The sequence below is a fragment of the Qipengyuania citrea genome, assembly GCF_024171405.1.
Taxonomy (GTDB): domain Bacteria; phylum Pseudomonadota; class Alphaproteobacteria; order Sphingomonadales; family Sphingomonadaceae; genus Qipengyuania; species Qipengyuania profunda.
In genome coordinates this window covers 1,125,974-1,145,241 of sequence record NZ_JALJZT010000002.1, presented here as the reverse complement: position 1 = coordinate 1,145,241, position 19,268 = coordinate 1,125,974, and the positions used below count along the sequence as shown (strand labels likewise).

At 64.1% G+C, this 19,268-nt stretch carries 22 protein-coding genes and 1 tRNA gene; 10 read left to right on the top strand and 13 right to left on the bottom strand.

Features of this window, described 5'->3' with window-relative positions; all coding sequences use genetic code 11:
- Nucleotides 1–50 precede the first annotated feature (50 nt).
- The 3 genes from J2S32_RS06590 (at nt 51) to bfr (ending at nt 2,227) form a co-directional block, all read left to right on the top strand.
- On the top strand, nt 51–1,340 hold the full coding sequence (locus J2S32_RS06590; protein ID WP_253518785.1) for a DUF418 domain-containing protein: 1,290 nt from the start codon (nt 51–53) through the stop codon (nt 1,338–1,340).
- A gap of 82 nt (nt 1,341–1,422) precedes the next feature.
- A complete protein-coding gene (locus J2S32_RS06585; RefSeq protein WP_253518781.1) occupies nt 1,423–1,611 on the top strand; it encodes a (2Fe-2S)-binding protein in 189 nt (62 codons plus the stop codon).
- Between the two features lie 124 nt (nt 1,612–1,735).
- Nucleotides 1,736–2,227, top strand: coding sequence for a bacterioferritin (gene bfr / locus J2S32_RS06580; protein ID WP_253518778.1), 492 nt, complete (start codon nt 1,736–1,738; stop codon nt 2,225–2,227).
- Nucleotides 2,228–2,314: 87 nt separating this feature from the next.
- Here the strand turns inward: bfr and J2S32_RS06575 are convergent, their stop codons facing one another.
- The 3 genes from J2S32_RS06575 to der all read right to left on the bottom strand — a co-directional run bounded on the left by J2S32_RS06575 (nt 2,315) and on the right by der (nt 4,542).
- Complete coding sequence (locus J2S32_RS06575; RefSeq protein ID WP_253518775.1) at nt 2,315–2,521, bottom strand: hypothetical protein; 207 nt, start codon at nt 2,519–2,521, stop codon at nt 2,315–2,317.
- A 117-nt stretch (nt 2,522–2,638) separates the two neighbouring features.
- Complete coding sequence (locus J2S32_RS06570) at nt 2,639–3,139, bottom strand: DUF2721 domain-containing protein (protein ID WP_320180798.1); 501 nt, start codon at nt 3,137–3,139, stop codon at nt 2,639–2,641.
- Between the two features lie 2 nt (nt 3,140–3,141).
- Nucleotides 3,142–4,542, bottom strand: a complete 1,401-nt coding sequence (gene der / locus J2S32_RS06565; RefSeq protein ID WP_253518772.1) for a ribosome biogenesis GTPase Der — start codon at nt 4,540–4,542, stop codon at nt 3,142–3,144.
- A 121-nt stretch (nt 4,543–4,663) separates the two neighbouring features.
- Between der and J2S32_RS06560 the strand changes: the two genes are divergently transcribed.
- Nucleotides 4,664–5,242: a CHAP domain-containing protein gene (locus J2S32_RS06560; RefSeq protein ID WP_253518769.1), complete on the top strand. Its 579-nt coding sequence runs from the start codon at nt 4,664–4,666 to the stop codon at nt 5,240–5,242.
- Here J2S32_RS06560 and J2S32_RS06555 read toward each other — a convergent pair whose 3' ends face one another.
- Genes J2S32_RS06555 through J2S32_RS06545 form a run of 3 tightly spaced genes read right to left on the bottom strand, consistent with a single transcriptional unit; the run spans nt 5,243 to nt 5,979 of the window.
- Complete coding sequence (locus J2S32_RS06555; protein ID WP_253518766.1) at nt 5,243–5,527, bottom strand: DUF3297 family protein; 285 nt, start codon at nt 5,525–5,527, stop codon at nt 5,243–5,245.
- Nucleotides 5,528–5,566: 39 nt separating this feature from the next.
- Nucleotides 5,567–5,746, bottom strand: coding sequence for a hypothetical protein (locus tag J2S32_RS06550; RefSeq protein ID WP_253518763.1), 180 nt, complete (start codon nt 5,744–5,746; stop codon nt 5,567–5,569).
- A gap of 11 nt (nt 5,747–5,757) precedes the next feature.
- A complete protein-coding gene (locus J2S32_RS06545; protein ID WP_253518760.1) occupies nt 5,758–5,979 on the bottom strand; it encodes a hypothetical protein in 222 nt (73 codons plus the stop codon).
- Between the two features lie 133 nt (nt 5,980–6,112).
- Here J2S32_RS06545 and J2S32_RS06540 point away from each other — a divergent pair.
- Nucleotides 6,113–6,197: transfer RNA gene (locus J2S32_RS06540), tRNA-Leu, on the top strand.
- 63 nt (nt 6,198–6,260) lie between these two features.
- Nucleotides 6,261–7,838, top strand: coding sequence for a trigger factor (gene tig / locus J2S32_RS06535; protein WP_253518757.1), 1,578 nt, complete (start codon nt 6,261–6,263; stop codon nt 7,836–7,838).
- Nucleotides 7,839–7,905: 67 nt separating this feature from the next.
- Here the strand turns inward: tig and J2S32_RS06530 are convergent, their stop codons facing one another.
- A complete protein-coding gene (locus J2S32_RS06530) occupies nt 7,906–9,249 on the bottom strand; it encodes a cation:proton antiporter (RefSeq protein WP_253518754.1) in 1,344 nt (447 codons plus the stop codon).
- Nucleotides 9,250–9,304: 55 nt separating this feature from the next.
- The gene (locus J2S32_RS06525) at nt 9,305–11,401 is read right to left on the bottom strand and encodes a TonB-dependent receptor plug domain-containing protein (RefSeq protein ID WP_253518751.1); all 2,097 of its coding nucleotides are present in this window, start codon (nt 11,399–11,401) and stop codon (nt 9,305–9,307) included.
- Nucleotides 11,402–11,668: 267 nt separating this feature from the next.
- Here J2S32_RS06525 and J2S32_RS06520 point away from each other — a divergent pair, with 267 nt between their 5' ends.
- The 3 genes from J2S32_RS06520 (at nt 11,669) to J2S32_RS06510 (ending at nt 14,144) form a co-directional block, all read left to right on the top strand.
- Entirely contained in the window at nt 11,669–12,364 is a 696-nt protein-coding gene (locus tag J2S32_RS06520) for an ATP-dependent Clp protease proteolytic subunit (protein WP_253518732.1), read from the top strand.
- A 188-nt stretch (nt 12,365–12,552) separates the two neighbouring features.
- The gene (gene clpX, locus J2S32_RS06515; protein WP_253518729.1) at nt 12,553–13,818 is read left to right on the top strand and encodes an ATP-dependent Clp protease ATP-binding subunit ClpX; all 1,266 of its coding nucleotides are present in this window, start codon (nt 12,553–12,555) and stop codon (nt 13,816–13,818) included.
- Nucleotides 13,819–13,901: 83 nt separating this feature from the next.
- Entirely contained in the window at nt 13,902–14,144 is a 243-nt protein-coding gene (locus tag J2S32_RS06510; protein ID WP_253518712.1) for a phosphotyrosine protein phosphatase, read from the top strand.
- 115 nt (nt 14,145–14,259) lie between these two features.
- Here the strand turns inward: J2S32_RS06510 and J2S32_RS06505 are convergent, their stop codons facing one another.
- From J2S32_RS06505 to mtgA, 5 genes are all read right to left on the bottom strand, one after another.
- Nucleotides 14,260–14,829 (bottom strand): fasciclin domain-containing protein, encoded by a 570-nt coding sequence (locus J2S32_RS06505; protein WP_253518709.1) that lies wholly within the window; start codon nt 14,827–14,829, stop codon nt 14,260–14,262.
- 95 nt (nt 14,830–14,924) lie between these two features.
- Nucleotides 14,925–15,644, bottom strand: coding sequence for an anti-sigma factor (locus J2S32_RS06500; protein ID WP_253518706.1), 720 nt, complete (start codon nt 15,642–15,644; stop codon nt 14,925–14,927).
- Entirely contained in the window at nt 15,641–16,210 is a 570-nt protein-coding gene (locus J2S32_RS06495; RefSeq protein ID WP_253518702.1) for a sigma-70 family RNA polymerase sigma factor, read from the bottom strand. Before J2S32_RS06495 ends, J2S32_RS06500 begins: the two co-directional genes overlap by 4 nt.
- Entirely contained in the window at nt 16,210–17,121 is a 912-nt protein-coding gene (locus J2S32_RS06490) for a cation diffusion facilitator family transporter (RefSeq protein ID WP_253518698.1), read from the bottom strand. Before J2S32_RS06490 ends, J2S32_RS06495 begins: the two co-directional genes overlap by 1 nt.
- Before the next feature lie 5 nt (nt 17,122–17,126).
- Nucleotides 17,127–17,795 carry a monofunctional biosynthetic peptidoglycan transglycosylase gene (gene mtgA, locus J2S32_RS06485; protein WP_253518681.1) on the bottom strand — a complete coding sequence of 223 codons (669 nt, stop codon included), beginning with the start codon at nt 17,793–17,795 and terminating at the stop codon, nt 17,127–17,129.
- 111 nt (nt 17,796–17,906) lie between these two features.
- Between mtgA and J2S32_RS06480 the strand changes: the two genes are divergently transcribed.
- Entirely contained in the window at nt 17,907–19,241 is a 1,335-nt protein-coding gene (locus J2S32_RS06480) for an amidohydrolase (RefSeq protein ID WP_253518678.1), read from the top strand.
- The last annotated feature ends 27 nt before the right edge of the window (nt 19,242–19,268 follow it).

The window sequence follows — 19,268 nt, the reverse complement described above, 5'->3', positions numbered from 1 at the left end:
TTGCTCTTCCGCTTGTCGGGGCTAAGGCCCGCAGGCGAAGGGGGCACCAAATGAGCCAAGCGAACGATCGGGCGGCGATCGCCGATACTGCAGGGGACGATCCGCTGCCGAGCGCGCTCGCGGGCAACCGCATCGTCAGTCTCGATTTCATCCGCGGCATCGCCGTCATGGGTATCCTGGCGGCGAATATCGTTGCCTTCGGCCAGCCGTTTTCCGCCTATATGTACCCCGATGGCTTCCTCGTCCCGCACAGCGACGCGGAAGACTGGATGTGGGTGGCGCAATTCGTCCTGATCGACGGCAAGATGCGCGGCCTGTTCACGCTGCTGTTCGGCGCGGGGCTGTATCTGTTCATGGAGAAGGCCTGGGCCAAGGGCGAGGGGCGCGAGCTCCAGGTCCGCCGCCTGTTCTGGCTGCTGCTGTTCGGGCTGGTGCATTTCTACCTGATCTGGCGCGGCGACATTCTGATCTATTATGCCGTGTTCGGCCTTGTCACGATGATCGGCATACGCTGGGCGGCCAAGACCCAGCTGATCGTCGGTCTGCTCGGATATGCTGCGGGGATCGCCATGGTCGCCAGCTTCACTGCTGCCCCCTATTTCATCGCCGAGACGTCGCTCGGCGAACAGCCCGCCTATGCCGAATTGCGCGAGCAACTGCCCGCGGACAAGGAAACCACGCTCGAAGAGGGACAGGCCGAGCGGCAGGTCATCGCCGAAGGCTCCTACCCGGACTACGTGCGCCACAACATCACGGAGCATGGCGGCGACCCGCTGTTCGGACTGTTCCTCTTCGCGTTCGAATCCGTACCGCTGATGCTGATCGGCATGGCGCTTTACCGCTTCGGCTTGTTCAGCGGCGGCCTAAACCCGGGCCGGCAATTGCGCTGGGGACTGGCCGGTATCGCGATCGGAAGCGCGGTGACCCTGCTGATCGCGCTGTGGGTCAAGGGGATCGGGTTCTCCTATTGGAGCACGCTCGCCGCTTTCATGAGCTTTTCGATGCTCCCGCGCCTGCCCGTCATCCTCGGCTTCGCCGCGGTGCTCGCGGTGATCGGCACGTGCACATCGGGCTGGCTGGCGGAGCGGATCTCGGCGGCAGGACGTGCGGCGTTCACCAATTACATCGGCACATCGCTGATTATGCTGCTGGTGTTCCACGGCTGGGCAGGCGGGCTTTATGGCGAGCTGGGGCGCAGCGAGCTCTATCTGGTCATGCTCGCCACCTGGGCGCTCATGCTGCTCTGGTCGAAACCGTGGCTGGGGCGTTTCCGGTTCGGCCCGCTCGAATGGTTGTGGCGCTGCCTGACCTATTGGCAAATGTTCCCGCTGCGGCGCTGAGCGTGCCGTGGAAAACGACGCTTGATAATGAGAACGACTCTCACTAGAACTGCTCATGCGAGTCAATCGCAGGAGTTGTCGAGTGTACGTCTGCATCTGTAACGCGATCCGGGAAAGCGAACTGCGCCGCGCGGCGCGTCACGTCTCGGGCGATGCCGAGGCGTGCTACGCCGCGCTGGGCAAGGCACCGTGCTGCGGAACCTGTCTCGACGATGCCGACGACATCCTGCAGGAAGAACGCGAGTTCGGTCTCGTCTCTGCTGCGGCGTGACTTTCCGCTAACAAGAATTGCTCGCAACTGGCGGAATTACGCCGATTTTTCGACCTTCGACCTTGCCAAGCGCCGGTGGAAAAGCGCATAGCTGCGCCGCATCCAGCAGCCAGGAGACACGGCCATGAAAGGCGATTCCAAGGTCATCGAGTTCCTCAACAAGGCGCTCACCAACGAATTGACCGCGATCAACCAGTACTGGCTGCACTATCGCGTGCTGGCCGATTGGGGCGTGACCAAGCTCGCCGAATACGAGCGGCACGAATCGATCGACGAGATGAAGCATGCCGACATCCTCGCCGAGCGGATCCTGTTCCTCAACGGGCTCCCCAACTTCCAGGCGATCCACAAGCTCAAGGTCGGCGAGACGGTCGAGGAAATCCTCAGGGCCGATCTGGCGATGGAAATGGAAGCGATCCCGCTGCTCAAGGAAGCGGCGGATTATTGTCAGGACGTGCGCGACTTTACCACGGGCCAGATTTTCGAAGACATCCTCGCCAGCGAGGAAGAGCATGTCGACTTCCTCGAAACGCAATTCGACATGATCGCGCGGATGGGACTGGAAAACTATGTTCAGCTCAACAGCAAGCCGGTGGGCGGCGGCGAAGCGGGCTGACCTAGAGCCGGCTCATTCGAAGCCACGCAGTCTCAGCCTCCTTGCCACGCCTCGTCCCGCTGGTGTTCGGTCCCGAGATACCGCCGGTCAGGTGACGCGCCAGAAGGTCGCGTGGACGCCGCCGTGCTTGGACAGGCGGGCCAGCCGCTGCTCGCCATCCCAGATTTCCGCATCGCCCGTGCCGACGTTGATATCGGCAATCGTCAATGCAGTGGCGATGTCGAGTGCTTCGAGGGCGAACTGGTCGTCCGCGCGATTGGGATGCCCGTGGATTGAAACGCGGAGCTTGCTCATATCTCACCTCCTTGCCCCGCCGCGTTTATGACAGGTGGAGATGAACCGTGGCCGACGTTTTTACGCCAATCGTCGCGCAAATGACTTCGGTCGGTCGCGCGCGGGGCGCAAACTGCGTCAGGACTTGGCGGCAGCCCGGCGTTCGCGGATCCGTTCGCGGTTGCGGCGGGCGGCGGTGCGGGTTTCCATCAGGAAGGACGCGAGCCCTGCAACAAGCAGTCCCATGCACATCACCCATGTCGCAGCGACCAGCGTGCCCAGCGGCGTGGTGACGAAGGCGCTCACGAACAATAGGACGATGACCACGCTGATCGCCAGCGCCGAAGCGGTGCTGAACATGACCGCGCGCTGGGCGTAATTGCGGCGCATTTCCAGCGCGGGCAGTTCGGCGCGCATGGCTTTGACATCGCCATCTTCCCCCGCGTTAAGAATCCGCTCGATCTTGTTGGCGACCCAGATCAGCCGGTTGGTCATGACGTTCATCACCGCGCCGATCCCAGCAAGCAGGAAGGCCGGCGCGAGGCTGAGCTGGACGACCTGCTGCACACGCAGGGTCGAACTGGTGCGCTCGATCAGGTCGAAAGCGCCGACGCCGGACAGGATGTCGAGCAGCGGCAAACTCAATCCTTCTGGAAGGGGTTCTTGGGGCTCTTGAGCACCACGCGGACCGGCACCGCGTCGAAGCCCAGCTTGTCGCGGATGCCGTTGATCAGATAGCGTTCATAGCTCTTGGGCAGCATATCGAGCCGCGTACCGAACACCACGAAACGCGGCGGGCGAATGCTGGCCTGCGTGATATAACGCAGCTTGATCCGCTTGCCCTTGGGGGCGGGCGGCGGATTGGCTTCAAGCGCATCGTCGAACCAGCGGTTGAGCGCGGCGGTGGGCACACGGCGGCTCCATGCTTCGCGCAGGTCGAACGCCGCGCCGAGCATCTGGTCGATACCCTTGCCGGTCTTCGCGCTGACCGCGAACAGCGGCACTCCGCGGACCTGCGCCAGACCTTCGTTGAGCGCTTCGCGGATGCCGTTGAACAGCGCGCTGGCGCCTTCGGCGACATCCCATTTGTTGATCGCGATCATCAGCGCGCGCCCTTCTTCGAGCACCATGCTGGCAATCTTGAGATCCTGCGATTCGAGACCGCGGGTAGCATCCAGCAGCAGCACGACGACCTCGGCGAAGTCGACCGCGCGGCGGGCATCGGCGACCGAAAGCCGTTCGAGTTTGTCGATGACCTGCGCCTTCTTGCGCATGCCCGCAGTGTCGATCAGCCGGATTTCGCGGTCTTCGCCGCTACGCGGGTCATGCCATTCCCAATCGACCGCGATCGAATCGCGCGTGATCCCGGCTTCGGGACCGGTCAGCAGGCGGTCTTCGCCCAGCATGCGGTTGATCAGCGTCGACTTGCCCGCATTGGGGCGGCCGACGATGGCCAGCTTAAGCGGTCCGGCAAGCAGCGCCTCTTCATCCTCTTCGCTCAGTTCGAGCGTTTCGGCAGCCGCCTCGGCCTTGTCACCGATGATCGGCCAGAGGCGTTCGAACAGGTCGCCAATGCCTTCGCCGTGTTCGGCGCTGATGCCGGCCGGTTCGCCAAAGCCGAGCGAGAAGCTTTCGTAGATGCCGGCGTCGCCCTGCGTGCCTTCCGCCTTGTTGGCGACGAGCACTACGGGGACCGACTGTCCGCGCAGCCAGCGGGCGATTTCCTCGTCGAGCGGGGTCAGGCCGACGCGCGCGTCGAACACGAACATCGCGGCATCGGCGCCCTCGAGGCTGACTTCGGTTTGCATGCGCATCCGCCCGGGCAGGCTGGCGGGGTCTTCGTCCTCCCACCCGGCAGTGTCGACCACCTGAAACTCGAGCCCGGCGATTTCCGCATTGCCGAAGCGCCGGTCGCGCGTGACGCCGGGCTGGTCGTCGACCAGCGCTAGGCGCTTGCCCACGAGCCGATTGAACAGCGTCGATTTGCCGACATTGGGCCGGCCGATGATGATCACCGTTGGCTTGGAGGAGGAGGGCACCATGATGGCGCGGCAAGTGGCGCTTTGCGCGCCGCTTTGCAAGCGGCAGCAGGGATCATGGTTAAATCACGTTAACCGTAAGTGGAAAGATCGCGATAAGCTTAACCGGCATAATCCTGCCGGTATGAGGAAGAATCTTGCCGTGATCGCCTTGCTTGCCTGCGCCACACCTGCGCTTGCCGAGGACTTCGACACCTTCGCCGCCCAAGGCGCGGAACTGGACGCCTACCTCCAGTGCGTACCCTATGCGCGCGATGTCTCAGGTATCCAGATATACGGCGATGCACATACCTGGTGGGACCAGGCGCAAGGCCGCTACGCCACCGGGTCCACCCCGCGTCCCGGCGCAGTGATGGCCTTCAGCGCGCATCGCAATATGCAGTTAGGTCATGTGGCCGCTGTCAGCCGCGTGCTCGATTCGCGGCGGGTGCTGCTCGATCACGCCAATTGGTCGCCGATCAATGGCCGCCGCGGTCAGATCGAAAAGGATGTGCTCGCGGTCGACGTTTCGCCCAACAATGACTGGAGCGAGGTGCGCGTCTGGTACGCCCCGCTGGGCAAGGTCGGGACGACGGCCTGGCCGGTCGATGGCTTCATCTATAGCGATCGGAAGCCGCAGCCGCGCCGCCAGATCGCAATGGCCCCGGCGCGCAAGCAAACCTCGAAGAGGTTTCTCAGCGCCTTCGCCGATTTCGCAGACTGATCAGTCGGCCTTGGCCACCGGCGGTTCGTCGCCCATATCTTCAAACCAGGCTTCGACCGGACCCGTCAGCTTGATCGTCAGCGGCTTGCCGCGGCGATCCACGGTCTTGCCTGCCTGAACGCGCACCCAGCCTTCGGAAATCGAATATTCCTCGATGTCGGTGCGCTGCTTGCCTTTGAAGCGGATGCCGACGCCGCGCTCGAGCGCTTCCATCTTGAAATGCTCGCTATCCGGATTGACCGAAAGGTGATCGGGCGGGGTCTGGCTCTTGGTTTCTTCGCTCATGGCGCGCGCCGATACTGCGACGCGCGCGCGCGGGCAAGATCAATCGGGCGGCGGGGGTGTTTCATCGGGACCGCGGTCGGGCTCGTCGAAGTCGGGTTGCGGCGGCTCGAAACCGGGCGGTTCATGCATCGGTGCCTCGTCGGGCGGACTCGCGGGCGGCATCTCGTCGGGTGCACCGGGATTGATGGTGTCGGGATCGGGGTCGGGTTGCGTCGCCATATATGGTATCCTCAATCGGGTGGCGGACTGTCGAGCGCGGCTTCACCCGCACCGTCGCGACCGCCTTCTTGCGCGTTGCCGAGCGCTTTCTCGACTTCGACCTTTTCGTCTTCTGTGTCTTCGGCAGGCACCTCGCCATCGGCCTTCGGTCCGGCCGGACTTTCCGGCTGTGCCCCGGGATCGATGACCGGCGGAGTATTGGCCGGCGGCTTGGGTTTATCGTAGTCGTGCATGATTACAAAACACGTGCGCGCGCAAAGCCGTTCCCTCACCCGTCGCCGCGCTTGCGCATTTGGTCGCATCCTACTAGAGGCACGCGCCTACACGCGTAGCGCATGTCGCCAACGCGCAGCTTCGTTCGGGTTAGCGGGCGTGGCGGAACTGGTAGACGCGCTGGTTTTAGGTACCAGTATCGAAAGATGTGGGGGTTCGAGTCCCTTCGCCCGCACCAGTGCCGCCGCCGCGCGAATCCCCTTGCACATAGTCGCTTTTGGAAAGTCACGAGTTTCAACCCATGCAGATCAAAGAGACCGCCAACGAGGGCCTCAAGCGCGCCTACACCGTCACCATTCCTGCCAAGGAAATCGACGAGCGCGTCAACAGCGAAGTCAAGAAGATCGCCCCGCAGGTGAAGATGCCCGGCTTCCGCCCGGGCAAGGTGCCGGCGAACCTGGTCCGCAAGATGCACGGCGAACAGCTGCACGCGCAGATGGTCAACGACATGATCCGCGAATCGGTCGACAAGGTGATGGCCGACAACAAGCTGCGCCCTGCGATGCAGCCGAAGGTCGAGATCGACGAGGGCTATGAAGAAGGCAAGGATGCCTCGCTCAGCGTCGAAGTCGAAATCCTTCCCGAAATCGACGCCCCCGAAGTGGATGGCCTCGAACTCGAACGCCTGACCGTTCCGGTGACCGACGAGCAGGTCATGGAAGCGGTCGAGCGGATCGCGTCGAACAACAAGAGCTATAAGGACGCTGCCAAGACCAAGAAGGCCGGCGACGGCGACCAGCTGATCATCGATTTCGTCGGCCGTGTCGACGGGACCGAATTCGAAGGCGGCAAGGCCGAAAACACCCCGCTGGTGATCGGCTCGGGCCAGTTCATCCCCGGCTTCGAAGAACAGCTTACGGGCGTGAAGACCGGCGACACCAAGACCATCACGGTGACCTTCCCCGACGATTACCCGGCGGAAAACCTCAAGGGCAAGGATGCCGAATTCGACATCACCGTCCAGCAGGTCAAGGTCCCGACCGACACTGCGATCGACGACGAGTTCGCCAAGAACCTCGGCCTCGAGGATCTCGCCAAGCTCAAGGAACTGCTGCGCGGCCAGCTCGAGCAGGAAACTGCCGGCCTCACCCGCACGCAGATGAAGCGCCAGCTGCTCGACACGCTGGCCGCCGGTCACGATTTCGCCGTGCCGCAGGGCATGGTCGAAGCCGAATTCGAACAGATCTGGGCCCAGCTCCAGCAGGAAGCCGCGCAGTCGGACGATGCCGAAGCCATGCTCAAGGAAATGGACGACGAGAAGGACGATTACCGCAAGATCGCCGAACGCCGTGTCCGCCTTGGCCTGCTGCTGTCGGAAATCGGCCAGAAGAACGGCGTCGAGGTCAATGCCAACGAGATGAACATGCTCATCCAGCAGGCAGCGCAGCAATATCGCGCCGAAGACCGCGAGCGGTTCGTCCAGTACGTCCAGTCCGAACCGATGGCCGCCGCCCAGCTGCGCGCGCCGCTCTATGAGGACAAGGTCGTCGACTTCCTGTTCGACAAGGCCGAGATCACCGACCGGGAAGTGACCCGCGAGGAACTCGAAGCCGCGATCGAAGCGGAAGAGACCACCGAGGAAAAGCCGAAGAAGAAGGCCCCGGCCAAGAAGGCCGCCGCGAAGAAGGCTCCGGCCAAGAAGGATGCTGCCAAGGACGCGGACGACAAGCCCGCCGCCAAGAAGGCGCCGGCCAAGAAAGCCGCGCCGAAGAAGGCTGCTGCCGCCAAGGACGAGGACAAGGCTCCGGCGAAGAAGCCCGCTGCCAAGAAGCCGGCCGCCAAGAAAGCGCCCGCCAAGAAGGCCGCCGCAAAGAAATAATCCCGCACCAACGGGTTACGCGAGGGGCGGCGGACTACGGTTCGCCGCCCCTTGTCGTTGGGCGATGTTATTCCGGCTTTGCCGCCTCGGGCGATAGGGCGGCCATGCTGGTATCCTGCCCGGCATGGACATGCGCACGGCGGTTCTCGACATGGCGGATAAGCGGCCCCGAAACGACGCCATGGACCACGATCGATAGCAGGATGGTGAAGCTGACCGTGGCCCATAACAGGTCGATCTGGGCAAAGTCGGCGTGGTTCTGGCCATAGGCGAGATAATAGATCGAACCCATTCCGCGCACCCCGAGGAACGCTACCGCCAGCTTGCCGACCACCGGCAGATCGCAGTTCAGCTCTGCGAGCAGACCCGCAATCGGGCGGATGATGAAGATCAGCGCAATCCCCACCAGCGCGGCGGGCCAGGTCAGCGCGGACAGCACGCCGCTTGCCAGCATCGCTCCAAAGCCGAACAGCACCGCGACCAGCACGATCTGCTCGATCTGGTCGATGAAGTGGTGGCTGATCTTGTGATAGCGGCTGCGGTTCTCGCGCTGGCGGGCGGTCACGGCGCCGACGAAGACCGCGAGGAAGCCGTAGCCCTCGACCAGTTCGGCCAGCCCATAGGCGAGCAGCAGCGTGCCGAGCACGATCAATCCCTCGCTGGTCGAATAGCTGGGCTGGGCGGCGCTCTCGCTGGCTTCGTCGATCTCTTCCATGGGCGAATCGGCTTCGCGTTCGAAGACATACCACGAGCCGATGCGGCCCACGGCCCAGCCGACCGCGCAGCCCATCACGATCCGCCAGCCAAGGTCGAGCGCGGCCCATTCGAGCGTCCAGCCGCCCAGTGCGGTCATCCCGACCGCGGCAATTGCCAGATAGGTGAAGGGGAAGGCGAAGCCGTCGTTGAGCCCGGCTTCGACCGTCAGGCTGAACCGGACGTCGTGCCGCTGGTCCTCGCCCGGCGGGCCGACCTGGACGCTCCGCGCCAGCACCGGATCGGTCGGGGCCAGGGCTGCGCCTAGCAGGATCGCGCTCGCGGGGGCCAGTCCCAGGCCCCACCAGCCGAGCAGCGCCACCGCGCCGATCGTCAGCGGCATGGCGATCACCAGCAGCGGCCAGATCTGGCGCCAGTTGACCCAGCTGACCGGCCGGTCGATCGCGATCCCGGCGGCCATCAGCGAAGCGATGACGATGAACTCGGTGGCATATTCCAGCGTCATCGCATCGAAGCCGTCGACCGTCGGGTTGAAATGCGGCAGCCCCAGCGGCAGCGACCACACCGCGAAACCGACCGCGACATAGAGGATCGGCAGCGACAGCCAGTAGCGCGCCAGCCACCGCTCGAGCGTGACGGCCAGCGTCAGCCCCGCGCCGAAAACGACGAACATCACAATACGCGGATCGAATTCCAAGATGGTCTCCCTTGTTCCGCCTAACGCGTGGAACGCGGGAGGGGTCCGCGAGGCCCTAGAAATCCCCGCTCACGGTCAGGCGGAAGATCGGGCCGATGCGGCGGTCCTGATACTCCTCGAAGCGGATATCGCCATCGGGGCGCTCGCCGTCATAGACCGTGCGGCGGAAGTAGTTGCGCGCACCCAGCAGATTGCTCGCGCGGGCCTGAACCGTGAGGCCGAATACATCCTTGTGCTCGATAAACAGCCCGCCCCACACAGGGCCTTCCCATTCGCGGCCCTCCTCGTATCGCCGCGCATAGGGCGCCGGGTCATCGTGATCGAGGCTTGCGCCCCACGCCCAGGCGCTGCCGGGAATATCGTGACGGAAATCGATCTCGAACGCGCCTTCCTGGTCGTAGGAGAAGGGGCGCTCCAGACCGGTGAAGGGATCAGTGACATTCATGAACCGCTTGATCACCTCGACATCGAGCCGCGCACCGCGAAATCCGACGGGGTCGAGGTTGAGCGTCGCATTGGCCTGCAGATGGAGCCGGTCCGCATCGCCGATATTGCCGCGCGCCTCGCCGCCATTGGGCAGCGGGAACCAGTCGATGAAATCTTCGAACCACGCCTTGCGGGCTTCCAGCTTGATCGAGCCCCACGGACCGAAGGTCTTGTTGGCTTCGATCTCGACATTGTAGCTCTGGTAGGGGACGAGCTCGTTATTGCCGCCGTTCTGATTGTCGTTGTTGAGCGATACCGAGGCGAGGAAATCGCCGAAGGACAGTTGGCTGACGCGTTTCGCCAGCGTGACCGAGACGTCGAAATCGTCGCGCGGTTTCCACGTCGCGGCAAACGATCCCTTGGGCCGCTTGAAGCTGCGCGAATTGGCGGCAAAGCCGGTCTGCTCGATGGTCGAGAATTCCATTGCTCCGATCAGCTGGACCGACAGCGTGCGTGACAGGGACCGCGAGACGCTGAGGCTGGCTTCGTAGCGATCTTCGGTCACCCCGCCGGTGCCTTGCGGGAAGGCGCGCTCGACGAATTCGTCGCCGGGGGCCAGTTCGAACAGCCTCGAACGCCGGTCGAGCCGGTTGAAGGCGGCCTCGCCCGACAGCTGCCAGTCGGCCTTCCACAATCGCCAGTCATATTCGAAGCGCCCGATCCGCTCGCCTTCGCCGTTGGTCTGCTGGAAGCGCGAGCCCCGCGACGGGCTGCCGTCGGAGAACCTGTCGATCAGCGTCGAGGCGTAATTATCGCGCTCGAACCGCTCGAGGCCGATCAGCTTGAGCGAGCCGGGGCCGAAGGGAAACTGGATGTCGCCGCCCAGCTCGTAGAAGGGACCATCTTCATCGGTCCGCGATTCGCGGGTGCGAGTTTCGCCCGATGCGCGCGTCCCGGTTTCGGGTTCCTGGCGCGAATAGTAGTCGACCCCGTAGCTGAGGTTGAGATTGGCCAGCACGCCGCCGCCGAAATCGTAGGAGAATGCGGTGGAGAGCTTGGGATTGTCGAACCGGCCCGAAAACTTGGTGTCCTGCAGTTCGATCAGCGCCCCGTCGCGATCGGTGATGGTGACCGGTCCATCCGCACCGAAACGGTTGTTCTCGTTCGACAGCGAGACCGTGTAATCGAGCGCGCCGCTGCTGCCGATCACCGAGATTTCACCGCCGAAGAGCTGCGCCGCGGTGTTGTAGGGGCGGAAACCGGTCGTCCATTCGAACTGCCCGGATGAGCCGGTGGTGGTGTAAACGACATTGGCGACCTGCCCGGTCAGACCCGGGATGCTGGTGGCATTGCCGTCGAGAATCTCGATCCGGATTACATCGGGTGCGGGGATGCGGCGCAGCTGGTCGTGCACGCTTTCGGACTTGCTCGACAGGCGCTCGCCATTGACGATCACGTTCTGCGTCGCCTGACCAAGCCCGCGCTGGCCCTGGTCATTGCCCCCGCTGATCGAGAAGCCGGGGATGCGATCGACCATGTCGAGCGCATTGCGCGGTGCGAACTGGTCGAAATAGGCCGGCTCGAACACCTGCGCGCCCGCACTTGGCGCGGTTGCCGGGGTGGCGGTATCCGCCACATCGTCGCTGCCCTGGGCGTGGGCCGGCGCATGCGCAGCGGCAATCAGCGCAAGGGTAGACGCTGCCAGCGTCAACGAACGTAAAGTCATGGTTTATTAGCCTCCCCGCCATCTCGTCGAGCGTTCGTCTACGAGTGTAGGCGAGCGGGCCAATGGCGCCTCGACCGATGTCGTTCCACGTCCGACAAACGGATTCCGGACAGCAACCTGTAGTGTATGCCTCTCCATATAGGCCGAGAAAGTGCCCCGATCTTGGCCGCATCCGACATATCCGCGGCTTTCGAGGGTTAAGGCCCTTGAACATCCCGGGATGCATGGCGACATAGGCGGCCAATTGACCCGACAAAAGGACTATTCATGATCGACCTGTTCGGCAGCAACGCCCACGGCGCGCAGGGCCAGTTCACCACCGATCCCGTAACCGGTGCGCTCGTGCCCGTGGTGGTCGAGCAGACCAGCCGCGGCGAACGCAGCTTCGACATCTTCAGCCGCCTGCTGCGCGAACGCATCGTGTTCGTGACGGGGCAGGTCGAAGACGGCATGGCTTCGCTCATCACCGCGCAGCTGCTGTTCCTCGAAAGCGAGAACCCTTCGAAGCCGATCAGCATGTACATCAATTCGCCGGGCGGCGTGGTGACCGCCGGCATGGCGATCCATGACACGATGCAATACATCAAGCCGCGCGTGTCGACGGTGTGTATGGGTCAGGCCGCGAGCATGGGTTCGTTCCTGCTTGCCGCGGGCGAGCCGGGGATGCGGATCGCGCTGCCCAATGCGCGGATCATGGTGCACCAGCCTTCGGGCGGCGCGCGCGGGATGGCCTCGGATATCGAGATCCAGGCCCGCGAGATCCTGCGCATCAAGAAGCGCATGAACGACCTCTATGTGAAATACACTGGCCAGAGCCTCGACGATATCGAGAAGGCGATGGACCGCGATACCTTCCTCGAAGCCGATGAGGCGATGAAGTTCGGTATCGTCGACAAGGTATTCGAAACCCGTCCCGAATCCGAAAACGGCGATGCCGAAGGTTCGGGCGGCGCGCCCGAATAGGACGGCACTCAGGTTCCGGCGCGGGTAGTGTGCCCGCGCGGGACTGTTGCAAGAATGTCGTAGGAATTGGGCAACCCTGCCGCTTCAGACTGTGGCAAGGGGTGTGTGATACCTGGGATATTGACCCATACCCCATGGCCCCTACAGTCTGGAGCCTTCTGATGGGGACGCGGGAAAGACGTTAGGATATGACCAAGTTGAGCGGAACCGACAGTAAATCGACCCTGTATTGCAGCTTTTGCGGCAAGTCGCAGCACGAGGTGAGGAAGCTCATCGCGGGCCCGACCGTGTTCATCTGCGACGAATGTGTCGAACTGTGTAACGACATCATTCGCGAAGAAACCAAGGCAGGGCTGACCGGCAAGAAGGAAGGCGATGTTCCCACGCCGGCCGAAATCTGCGCCACGCTCGCCGATTATGTGATCGGCCAGGAACGCGCGAAGCGCGTCCTCTCGGTCGCGGTGCACAACCACTACAAGCGGTTGAAGCATGGCGCGAAGGCCGGCGATGTCGAACTGGCCAAGTCGAACATCCTGCTCGTCGGTCCGACCGGTTCGGGCAAGACGCTGCTGGCGCAGACGCTGGCGCGCACTTTCGACGTGCCTTTCACCATGGCCGATGCGACCACGCTGACCGAAGCCGGTTACGTGGGCGAGGACGTGGAAAACATCATCCTCAAACTGCTCCAGTCGTCCGACTACAATGTCGAGAAGGCCCAGCACGGCATCGTCTATATCGACGAGATCGACAAGATCACGCGCAAGGCGGAAAACCCCTCGATCACGCGCGACGTATCGGGCGAGGGCGTCCAGCAGGCGTTGCTCAAGCTGATGGAAGGGACCACCGCTTCGGTCCCGCCGCAGGGCGGACGCAAGCATCCGCAGCAGGAATTCCTGCAGGTGGACACGACCAATATCCTGTTCATCTGCGGCGGGGCCTTCGCCGGGCTCGACAAGATCATCGGCGACCGCCTGCAGAAGCGTTCGATCGGCTTCGGTGCGCATGTCGCCGATCCGGACAAGCGGCGGGTGGGTGAACTGCTCGAGAAGAGCGAACCGGAAGATCTGCTCAAATTCGGTCTGATCCCCGAATTCGTCGGCCGCCTGCCGGTCATCGCCACGCTGCACGACCTCGATGTCGATGCGCTGGTGACGATCCTGCAGGAACCGAAGAACGCCATCGCCAAGCAGTATCACAAGCTGTTCGAGCTCGAGGATGTCGAGCTGACCTTTACCGACGAAGCGCTGCGCGCGATCGCCGAACGCGCGATCAAGCGCAAGACCGGTGCGCGCGGACTGCGTTCGATCGTTGAAGGCATTCTGCTCGACACGATGTTCGACCTGCCCGACATGGACGGCGTCACTGAAATCGTGATCGACAAGGACGTGGTCGAAGGCAAGAAAGAGCCGATCCAGGTCCATGGCGGCAAGAAGGACGAGGAAGAGGCGGCCTGACCAGGCAGCGCTTCCTGTTCGTCTGCGGGAAGAACCGCTGGCGAAGTCCGACAGCAGAGCATATTTTTTCCGGCAGGAAGGACGTGGATGTCCTTTCTGCCGGAATTGCATCCGAAGCCGACACGCCGCTCGATGACGAGCTGGTGCGCTGGGCGGACCGCATTTTCGTGATGGAACAGAGACACCGGACCGCCGTCCGGCGGCAGTTCAGATCGTCGCTGGGTTCGACACCGATCGTCTGCCTCGGGATACCCGATCGCTATCGGTACATGGACCCCCACCTAATCGACCTGCTCGAGCGCAAGATGACGCGCTTTATCGGCTGAGCAGGCTTCGTCCTTGCCACAAAAAACCCCGCCCGGCCTCTGCTGAGCGCCGGACGGGGACAGTGGAGTGCCGGGCGGAGATGGAAGTGACCCGATCGGCACCCGTGGGGATGGCTTAGCCGGGCAGGAACACGCCGTCGGTCACGTGGATCACGCCATTGGCGGTATCGACATCGGCCTGCACGACCTTGGTTTCGCGGCCCGCGCCGTCGGTGACCACGATGGTGTGCCCGTCGAAGCGCGCGCTCAGCGTCTCGCCGGCGACGGTCGTGAATTCATAGCTTCCGCCCGCGCCGCGGATCGCCTGCGTCAGCGCCGCGGCGGGAACCCGTTCCGCGACCACGTGATAGGTCAGGATGGAGGTCAGCTGGTCCTTGTTCTCGGGCTTGAGCAGCGTGTCGACGGTGCCTGCGGGCAAAGCGGCAAAGGCATCGTCGGTTGGGGCGAAGACCGTATAGGGGCCGGGGGCAGACAGCGTCTCGACGAGATCGGCGGCCTTGACCGCCGCGACCAGCGTGGCGTGAACGCCCGTGCCCATTGCGGTTTCGACAATGTTCGGCTGGTTGGCTTCGGCTGCCTTGGCGTGGTGGTCGGCAAACGCCGGGGTCCCGGTCATGAGGGCGAAACTGCCCATGGCGGCGATCGATGCGAAGGCCGCGGCCTTGAGCGTGCTGGAAATCGGCATGTGTAACTCTCCTTATGCGCCAGGCCCCGTCCAGCCTGTGCACCGAGTTACGCAAGGAGCTACGCGCCGGATGCACGCAGCCGCTCGATTTATTTTCAGATAGCGGTGAAACGGGCCTCCGCGACCACCGGACCCGCCCCGGCATCGGCGGGCTTGCCGCCGAGCGGTTCGCGGGTCAGCACCAGCTGCGAACCATCGTGCAAGGCCTGCGCAACCGCATCGGGTACATCGTGCGCGACCACCTTGCCAGGCGTCACGATACCCAGCGATACCAGCTCGCCCTCGGGCGGGACGAACCAGATTTCGTGATCGTGGACCCCGTCCGCCGTCAGCCCGATCGCCCCGACCAGCAGGCTGTCTTCGGCGGGGAGATAGGTAAAGTCGAGCCGCAGCGGCGTTCCCGCGATGGGCATGTTGGCGGCCAGCGGCGGACCAGCGGTAGCCGGGCCCTGCGCAATATCGGGCAGCGTATCGCCGGGGCCGGTCAATTGCGGCAGCGCAAGGAAGGCGAGCACCACGGCGGCGGCTGCGCTCAGCCCGCCCGCCCATTGCCAGCGGCGCAGGCTGCGGCGCAGCGAAACCACTTCGGCGCTGCCGGTATCGCGGAACAGCTCGGCTTCGATCCGTTCCCACACCTCCGCGCGCGGCAGGCGCGGGGGGATATGGTCGGCCAGCGGAGCGAGGCGTTCCTGCCATTGATCGACCTCGGCAGCGAACTTGGCGTCACTGCCAACGCGTGCACGCGCCGCCAGCAGATCTTCGCCTTCGAGCAGGCCGAGCGCATATTCGGCGGCGAGGGTCTGGTCGGCGGTCATTCACCCGCCTCCATACAGGCCTTGAGCTTGGCGAGGCCGCGGCGGATCCAGCTTTTCATCGTTCCCAGCGGCACGTCCATGCGGTCGGCCAGCTCGGCATAGGTACGGCCTTCGAAGAATGCGGTCCGGATGGCATCGCGCGGGGTGTCGTCCAGCGTGTCGAGGCAGCCATGCACGCGGGCTTCGCGTTCGGCGTCGATCAGCATGGTTTCGGCAAGCGGTGTCTCGTCGGCCAGCGGTGCCGCCTCGTCCTCGGATACCGAACCCCGGCGCACCTTGCCCGTACGCAGGCGATCGATCGCGCGGTTGCGCGCGAACGTCGCCAGCCAGGCGATCGGGCTGGCGCGGTCCGGATCGTAGCGATCCGCGCGCCGCCAGAGGGTGAGATAGACGTCCTGCAATGCGTCCTCGGCTTCCTTTTCGTCCCCCAAGATACGGTAGCAGATGCCCAATAGTTTCGCCGAGGTCGCGCGGTAGATGTCCTCCAGCGCCGCGCGGTCGCCGCTGGCGAGCCGGCTCATGGCAGCCTTGAGCCGATCGCGGGCTTCCTGGCTGACGGGTTGCATCAGCAGCCCGCCCCGCAATTGGCGCGGGTCGTTTCGATCTGGATCGTCGGATGGCCGATGCGGTGGTGATGCTCCAGTTCATGCGCCAGTTCGAGCAGGAACGGATCGCCCGGATGGCCGCCCGGCATCACCAGATGCGCGGTCAGCGCGGTCTCGGTCGTGCTCATCGGCCAGATATGCAAATCGTGCACCGCTGCGACCCCGGGCAGGCCGGACAGATAGGCGCGCACCTCGTTCTCCGAAATGCCTTTGGGCACGCCGAGCATGCTCATGGCGACGCTGTCCTTCAGCAGGCCCCAGGTCCCCCAGGCGATCACTGCCACGATGGCCAGGCTTACCGCCGGGTCGATCCAGCGCTCCCCTGTCATGATGATTGCCAGCCCCGCGATGACCACGCCGAGGCTGACCAGCGCATCGGCTGCCATATGCAGGAACGCGCCGCGGATGTTGATATCGTGCTGTCCGCGCATGAACAGCGCAGCGGTGCCGGCATTGATGACGATGCCGATCCCGGCGACCACCACCATGGTTTCGCCCGCGACCGGGGCGGGTTCGGCAATCCGGTTGAGCGTCTCGAACAGGATCGCACCGATAGCCACCAGCAGCAGCCCGGCATTGGCCAGCGCGGCGAGGATGGTCGAGCTCTTGTACCCATAAGTGAACCGCTCCGACGCGGGGCGTCTGGCAGCGACGCTGGCGCCCCATGCGAGCAGCAGGGCGAGGACATCGGAGAGATTATGCCCGGCATCCGCGATCAGCGCCATCGAACCGGAAATCCAGCCATACACCGCCTCGATCGCCACGAATGCGGTGTTGAGCACGATACCGATCAGGAAGGCATTGCCGAAATCGGCGGGGGCATGGCTGTGCCCATGCCCGTGATCATGCGAATGGCTGTGACCCGCTCCCATCGACCCTACCGATAGACGCAGGAATCGAGGCCGTCACGGGATACCGACCCGATCCGTGCGGATATCGTATTGCCATGGCGCGCCAGCCAGCCGCGGGGATTGACGACCGAGCGTTCCTTGGGGAGCGGCAATGCGGCGGCCATCCGCGCGGCTTCGAGCGGGGTGAGCGAGGCGGCGGACTTGCCGAAATAGCGGCGCGCGCCAGCCTCCGCGCCGTAGGTGCCGATGCCGGTTTCGGCGACGTTGAGATAGACTTCCATGATCCGCCGCTTGCCCCAGATCTGTTCGATCAGCACGGTGAACCACGCTTCGAAGCCTTTGCGGACATAGCCGCCGCCCTGCCACAGGAAGACGTTCTTGGCGGTCTGCTGGCTGATCGTCGAGCCGCCGCGGATCCGTCCGCCGCGCGCATTGCTGGCGATGGCGTTCTCGATCGCTTCGCGGTCGAACCCGTCATGGGTGCAGAACTTCCCGTCCTCCGCCGCGATGGTCGCGCGCACCATATTGCGGTCGATATTGGACAGCGCGGTCCAGTCCTTGGTGATGCCATTGCCGTCGAGCAGCATGGTGGCGGTTACCGGCACGGGCACGAATTTGAACAGCAGGACGAGCGCGAGGCTGAGGCCCACGAAGCCGATCAATGTCTTGAACAGGAAACGGACCAGCCAGCGCATGCCAGCGCATCTAGCCGCGGGGACAGGGCAACGCAATCTGCCTGCTTGCCGCGCGCCGCCACGCATGCTTACTTCGCCGCGCGGCCACGGGGGCCTGGAGGGAACATTTTCATGCGCAAGGCAATTTTCGGACTGGCCGCTTCGGCAGTGGCACTGACATGGGCGGCGACGCCCGCAGCGGCAGATCCCGCGGCAGTGAAGCAGGCAGTGGCGGCGGATTACGACAGCCACCTCGAAGACCTGTTCCTCCATTTTCACGCCAATCCCGAACTGTCCTTCCTCGAAACCGCAACCGCCGCGCGGATGGCGGCGGAATTGCGCGCCGCGGGTCTCGAGGTGACCGAAGGCGTCGGCGGAACGGGCGTGGTTGGCATGGTACGCAATGGCGACGGGCCGCTGATCCTGCTGCGCGCGGATATGGACGGGCTGCCGCTGCCCGAGAAGACCGGCCTCGACTATGCGTCCACGGCGACGCAGGTCGGGCAGGATGGCCAGGAATACCCGGTCATGCATGCCTGCGGCCACGATGTGCATATCACCTCGATGGTCGGCACCGCGCGGCGGCTGATGGCGACCAGGGAACAATGGTCGGGTACGCTGATGTTCGTCGTGCAGCCGGCCGAGGAACGCGTCGGCGGCGCGGCGGCAATGCTGGAGGACGGGCTTTACGACCGCTTCGGCACGCCCGATTACGCATTGGCATTCCATGTCGCCTCGATCCTGCCCGCGGGCAAGATTTCGGCCTCGGAAAGCATTCAGTATTCGAGCGCGGATTCGGTCGACATCATGGTGCCCGGCGTGGGCGCGCACGGGGCCAGCCCCCACGCGGGCCGCGACCCGGTCTATATCGCCTCGCAGATCGTCACTGCGATGCAGTCGGTCGTCAGCCGCGAGGTCGAGCCTTTGTCACCCGCTGTGATCACGGTCGGCGCCTTCCATTCGGGCACCAAGCACAACATCATTTCCGACCGCGCCGATCTGCAACTGACCGTGCGTGCCAATGACGAGGGCACGCGGGCGCAGCTGCTTGCCGCGATCGAACGGATCGCGGTCAATATCGGCGCAGCGCATGGCCTGCCCGACGATATGCCCGTGCAGGTCCGCGTTTCGGAAGGGACCCCGGTCACCAATAACGATCCCGCGCTGGCGCGCCGGCTGAATGCGGTGATGCAGCGTGATCTTGGCGAGGATGTCTTCATCCCGTTCCAGCAGCGCGGCATGGGAGCGGAGGATTTCGCCTATTTCGTGGCCGAGGAGTATGGCGTCCCCGGCTATTACTTCGCGGTCGGCGGTACCCCTCAGGCTGCGTTCGACGCGGCAGCAAATGGCGGACCGCCGGTCCCGTCGCATCACTCGCCGCTGTTCAAGATCGCCCCGCGCGAGAGCGTGACTCTGGGAACCGAGGCAATGGTCGCCGCGGTGCTGGACTTGGCACCCGCCGGTTAGAACTGGTGATACGAAAAGGCCGCCGAC

Coding starts and splice junctions, on each gene's coding strand:
- J2S32_RS06590 (WP_253518785.1), top strand. CDS start 51: ATGAGCCAAGCGAACGATCGGGCGGCGATCGCCGATACTGCAGGGGAC.
- bfr (WP_253518778.1), top strand. CDS start 1,736: ATGAAAGGCGATTCCAAGGTCATCGAGTTCCTCAACAAGGCGCTCACC.
- J2S32_RS06575 (WP_253518775.1), bottom strand. CDS start 2,521: ATGAGCAAGCTCCGCGTTTCAATCCACGGGCATCCCAATCGCGCGGAC.
- der (WP_253518772.1), bottom strand. CDS start 4,542: ATGGTGCCCTCCTCCTCCAAGCCAACGGTGATCATCATCGGCCGGCCC.
- J2S32_RS06560 (WP_253518769.1), top strand. CDS start 4,664: ATGAGGAAGAATCTTGCCGTGATCGCCTTGCTTGCCTGCGCCACACCT.
- J2S32_RS06555 (WP_253518766.1), bottom strand. CDS start 5,527: ATGAGCGAAGAAACCAAGAGCCAGACCCCGCCCGATCACCTTTCGGTC.
- J2S32_RS06550 (WP_253518763.1), bottom strand. CDS start 5,746: ATGGCGACGCAACCCGACCCCGATCCCGACACCATCAATCCCGGTGCA.
- J2S32_RS06545 (WP_253518760.1), bottom strand. CDS start 5,979: ATGCACGACTACGATAAACCCAAGCCGCCGGCCAATACTCCGCCGGTC.
- tig (WP_253518757.1), top strand. CDS start 6,261: ATGCAGATCAAAGAGACCGCCAACGAGGGCCTCAAGCGCGCCTACACC.
- J2S32_RS06525 (WP_253518751.1), bottom strand. CDS start 11,401: ATGACTTTACGTTCGTTGACGCTGGCAGCGTCTACCCTTGCGCTGATT.
- J2S32_RS06520 (WP_253518732.1), top strand. CDS start 11,669: ATGATCGACCTGTTCGGCAGCAACGCCCACGGCGCGCAGGGCCAGTTC.
- clpX (WP_253518729.1), top strand. CDS start 12,553: ATGACCAAGTTGAGCGGAACCGACAGTAAATCGACCCTGTATTGCAGC.
- J2S32_RS06505 (WP_253518709.1), bottom strand. CDS start 14,829: ATGCCGATTTCCAGCACGCTCAAGGCCGCGGCCTTCGCATCGATCGCC.
- J2S32_RS06500 (WP_253518706.1), bottom strand. CDS start 15,644: ATGACCGCCGACCAGACCCTCGCCGCCGAATATGCGCTCGGCCTGCTC.
- J2S32_RS06495 (WP_253518702.1), bottom strand. CDS start 16,210: ATGCAACCCGTCAGCCAGGAAGCCCGCGATCGGCTCAAGGCTGCCATG.
- J2S32_RS06490 (WP_253518698.1), bottom strand. CDS start 17,121: ATGGGAGCGGGTCACAGCCATTCGCATGATCACGGGCATGGGCACAGC.
- mtgA (WP_253518681.1), bottom strand. CDS start 17,795: ATGCGCTGGCTGGTCCGTTTCCTGTTCAAGACATTGATCGGCTTCGTG.
- J2S32_RS06480 (WP_253518678.1), top strand. CDS start 17,907: ATGCGCAAGGCAATTTTCGGACTGGCCGCTTCGGCAGTGGCACTGACA.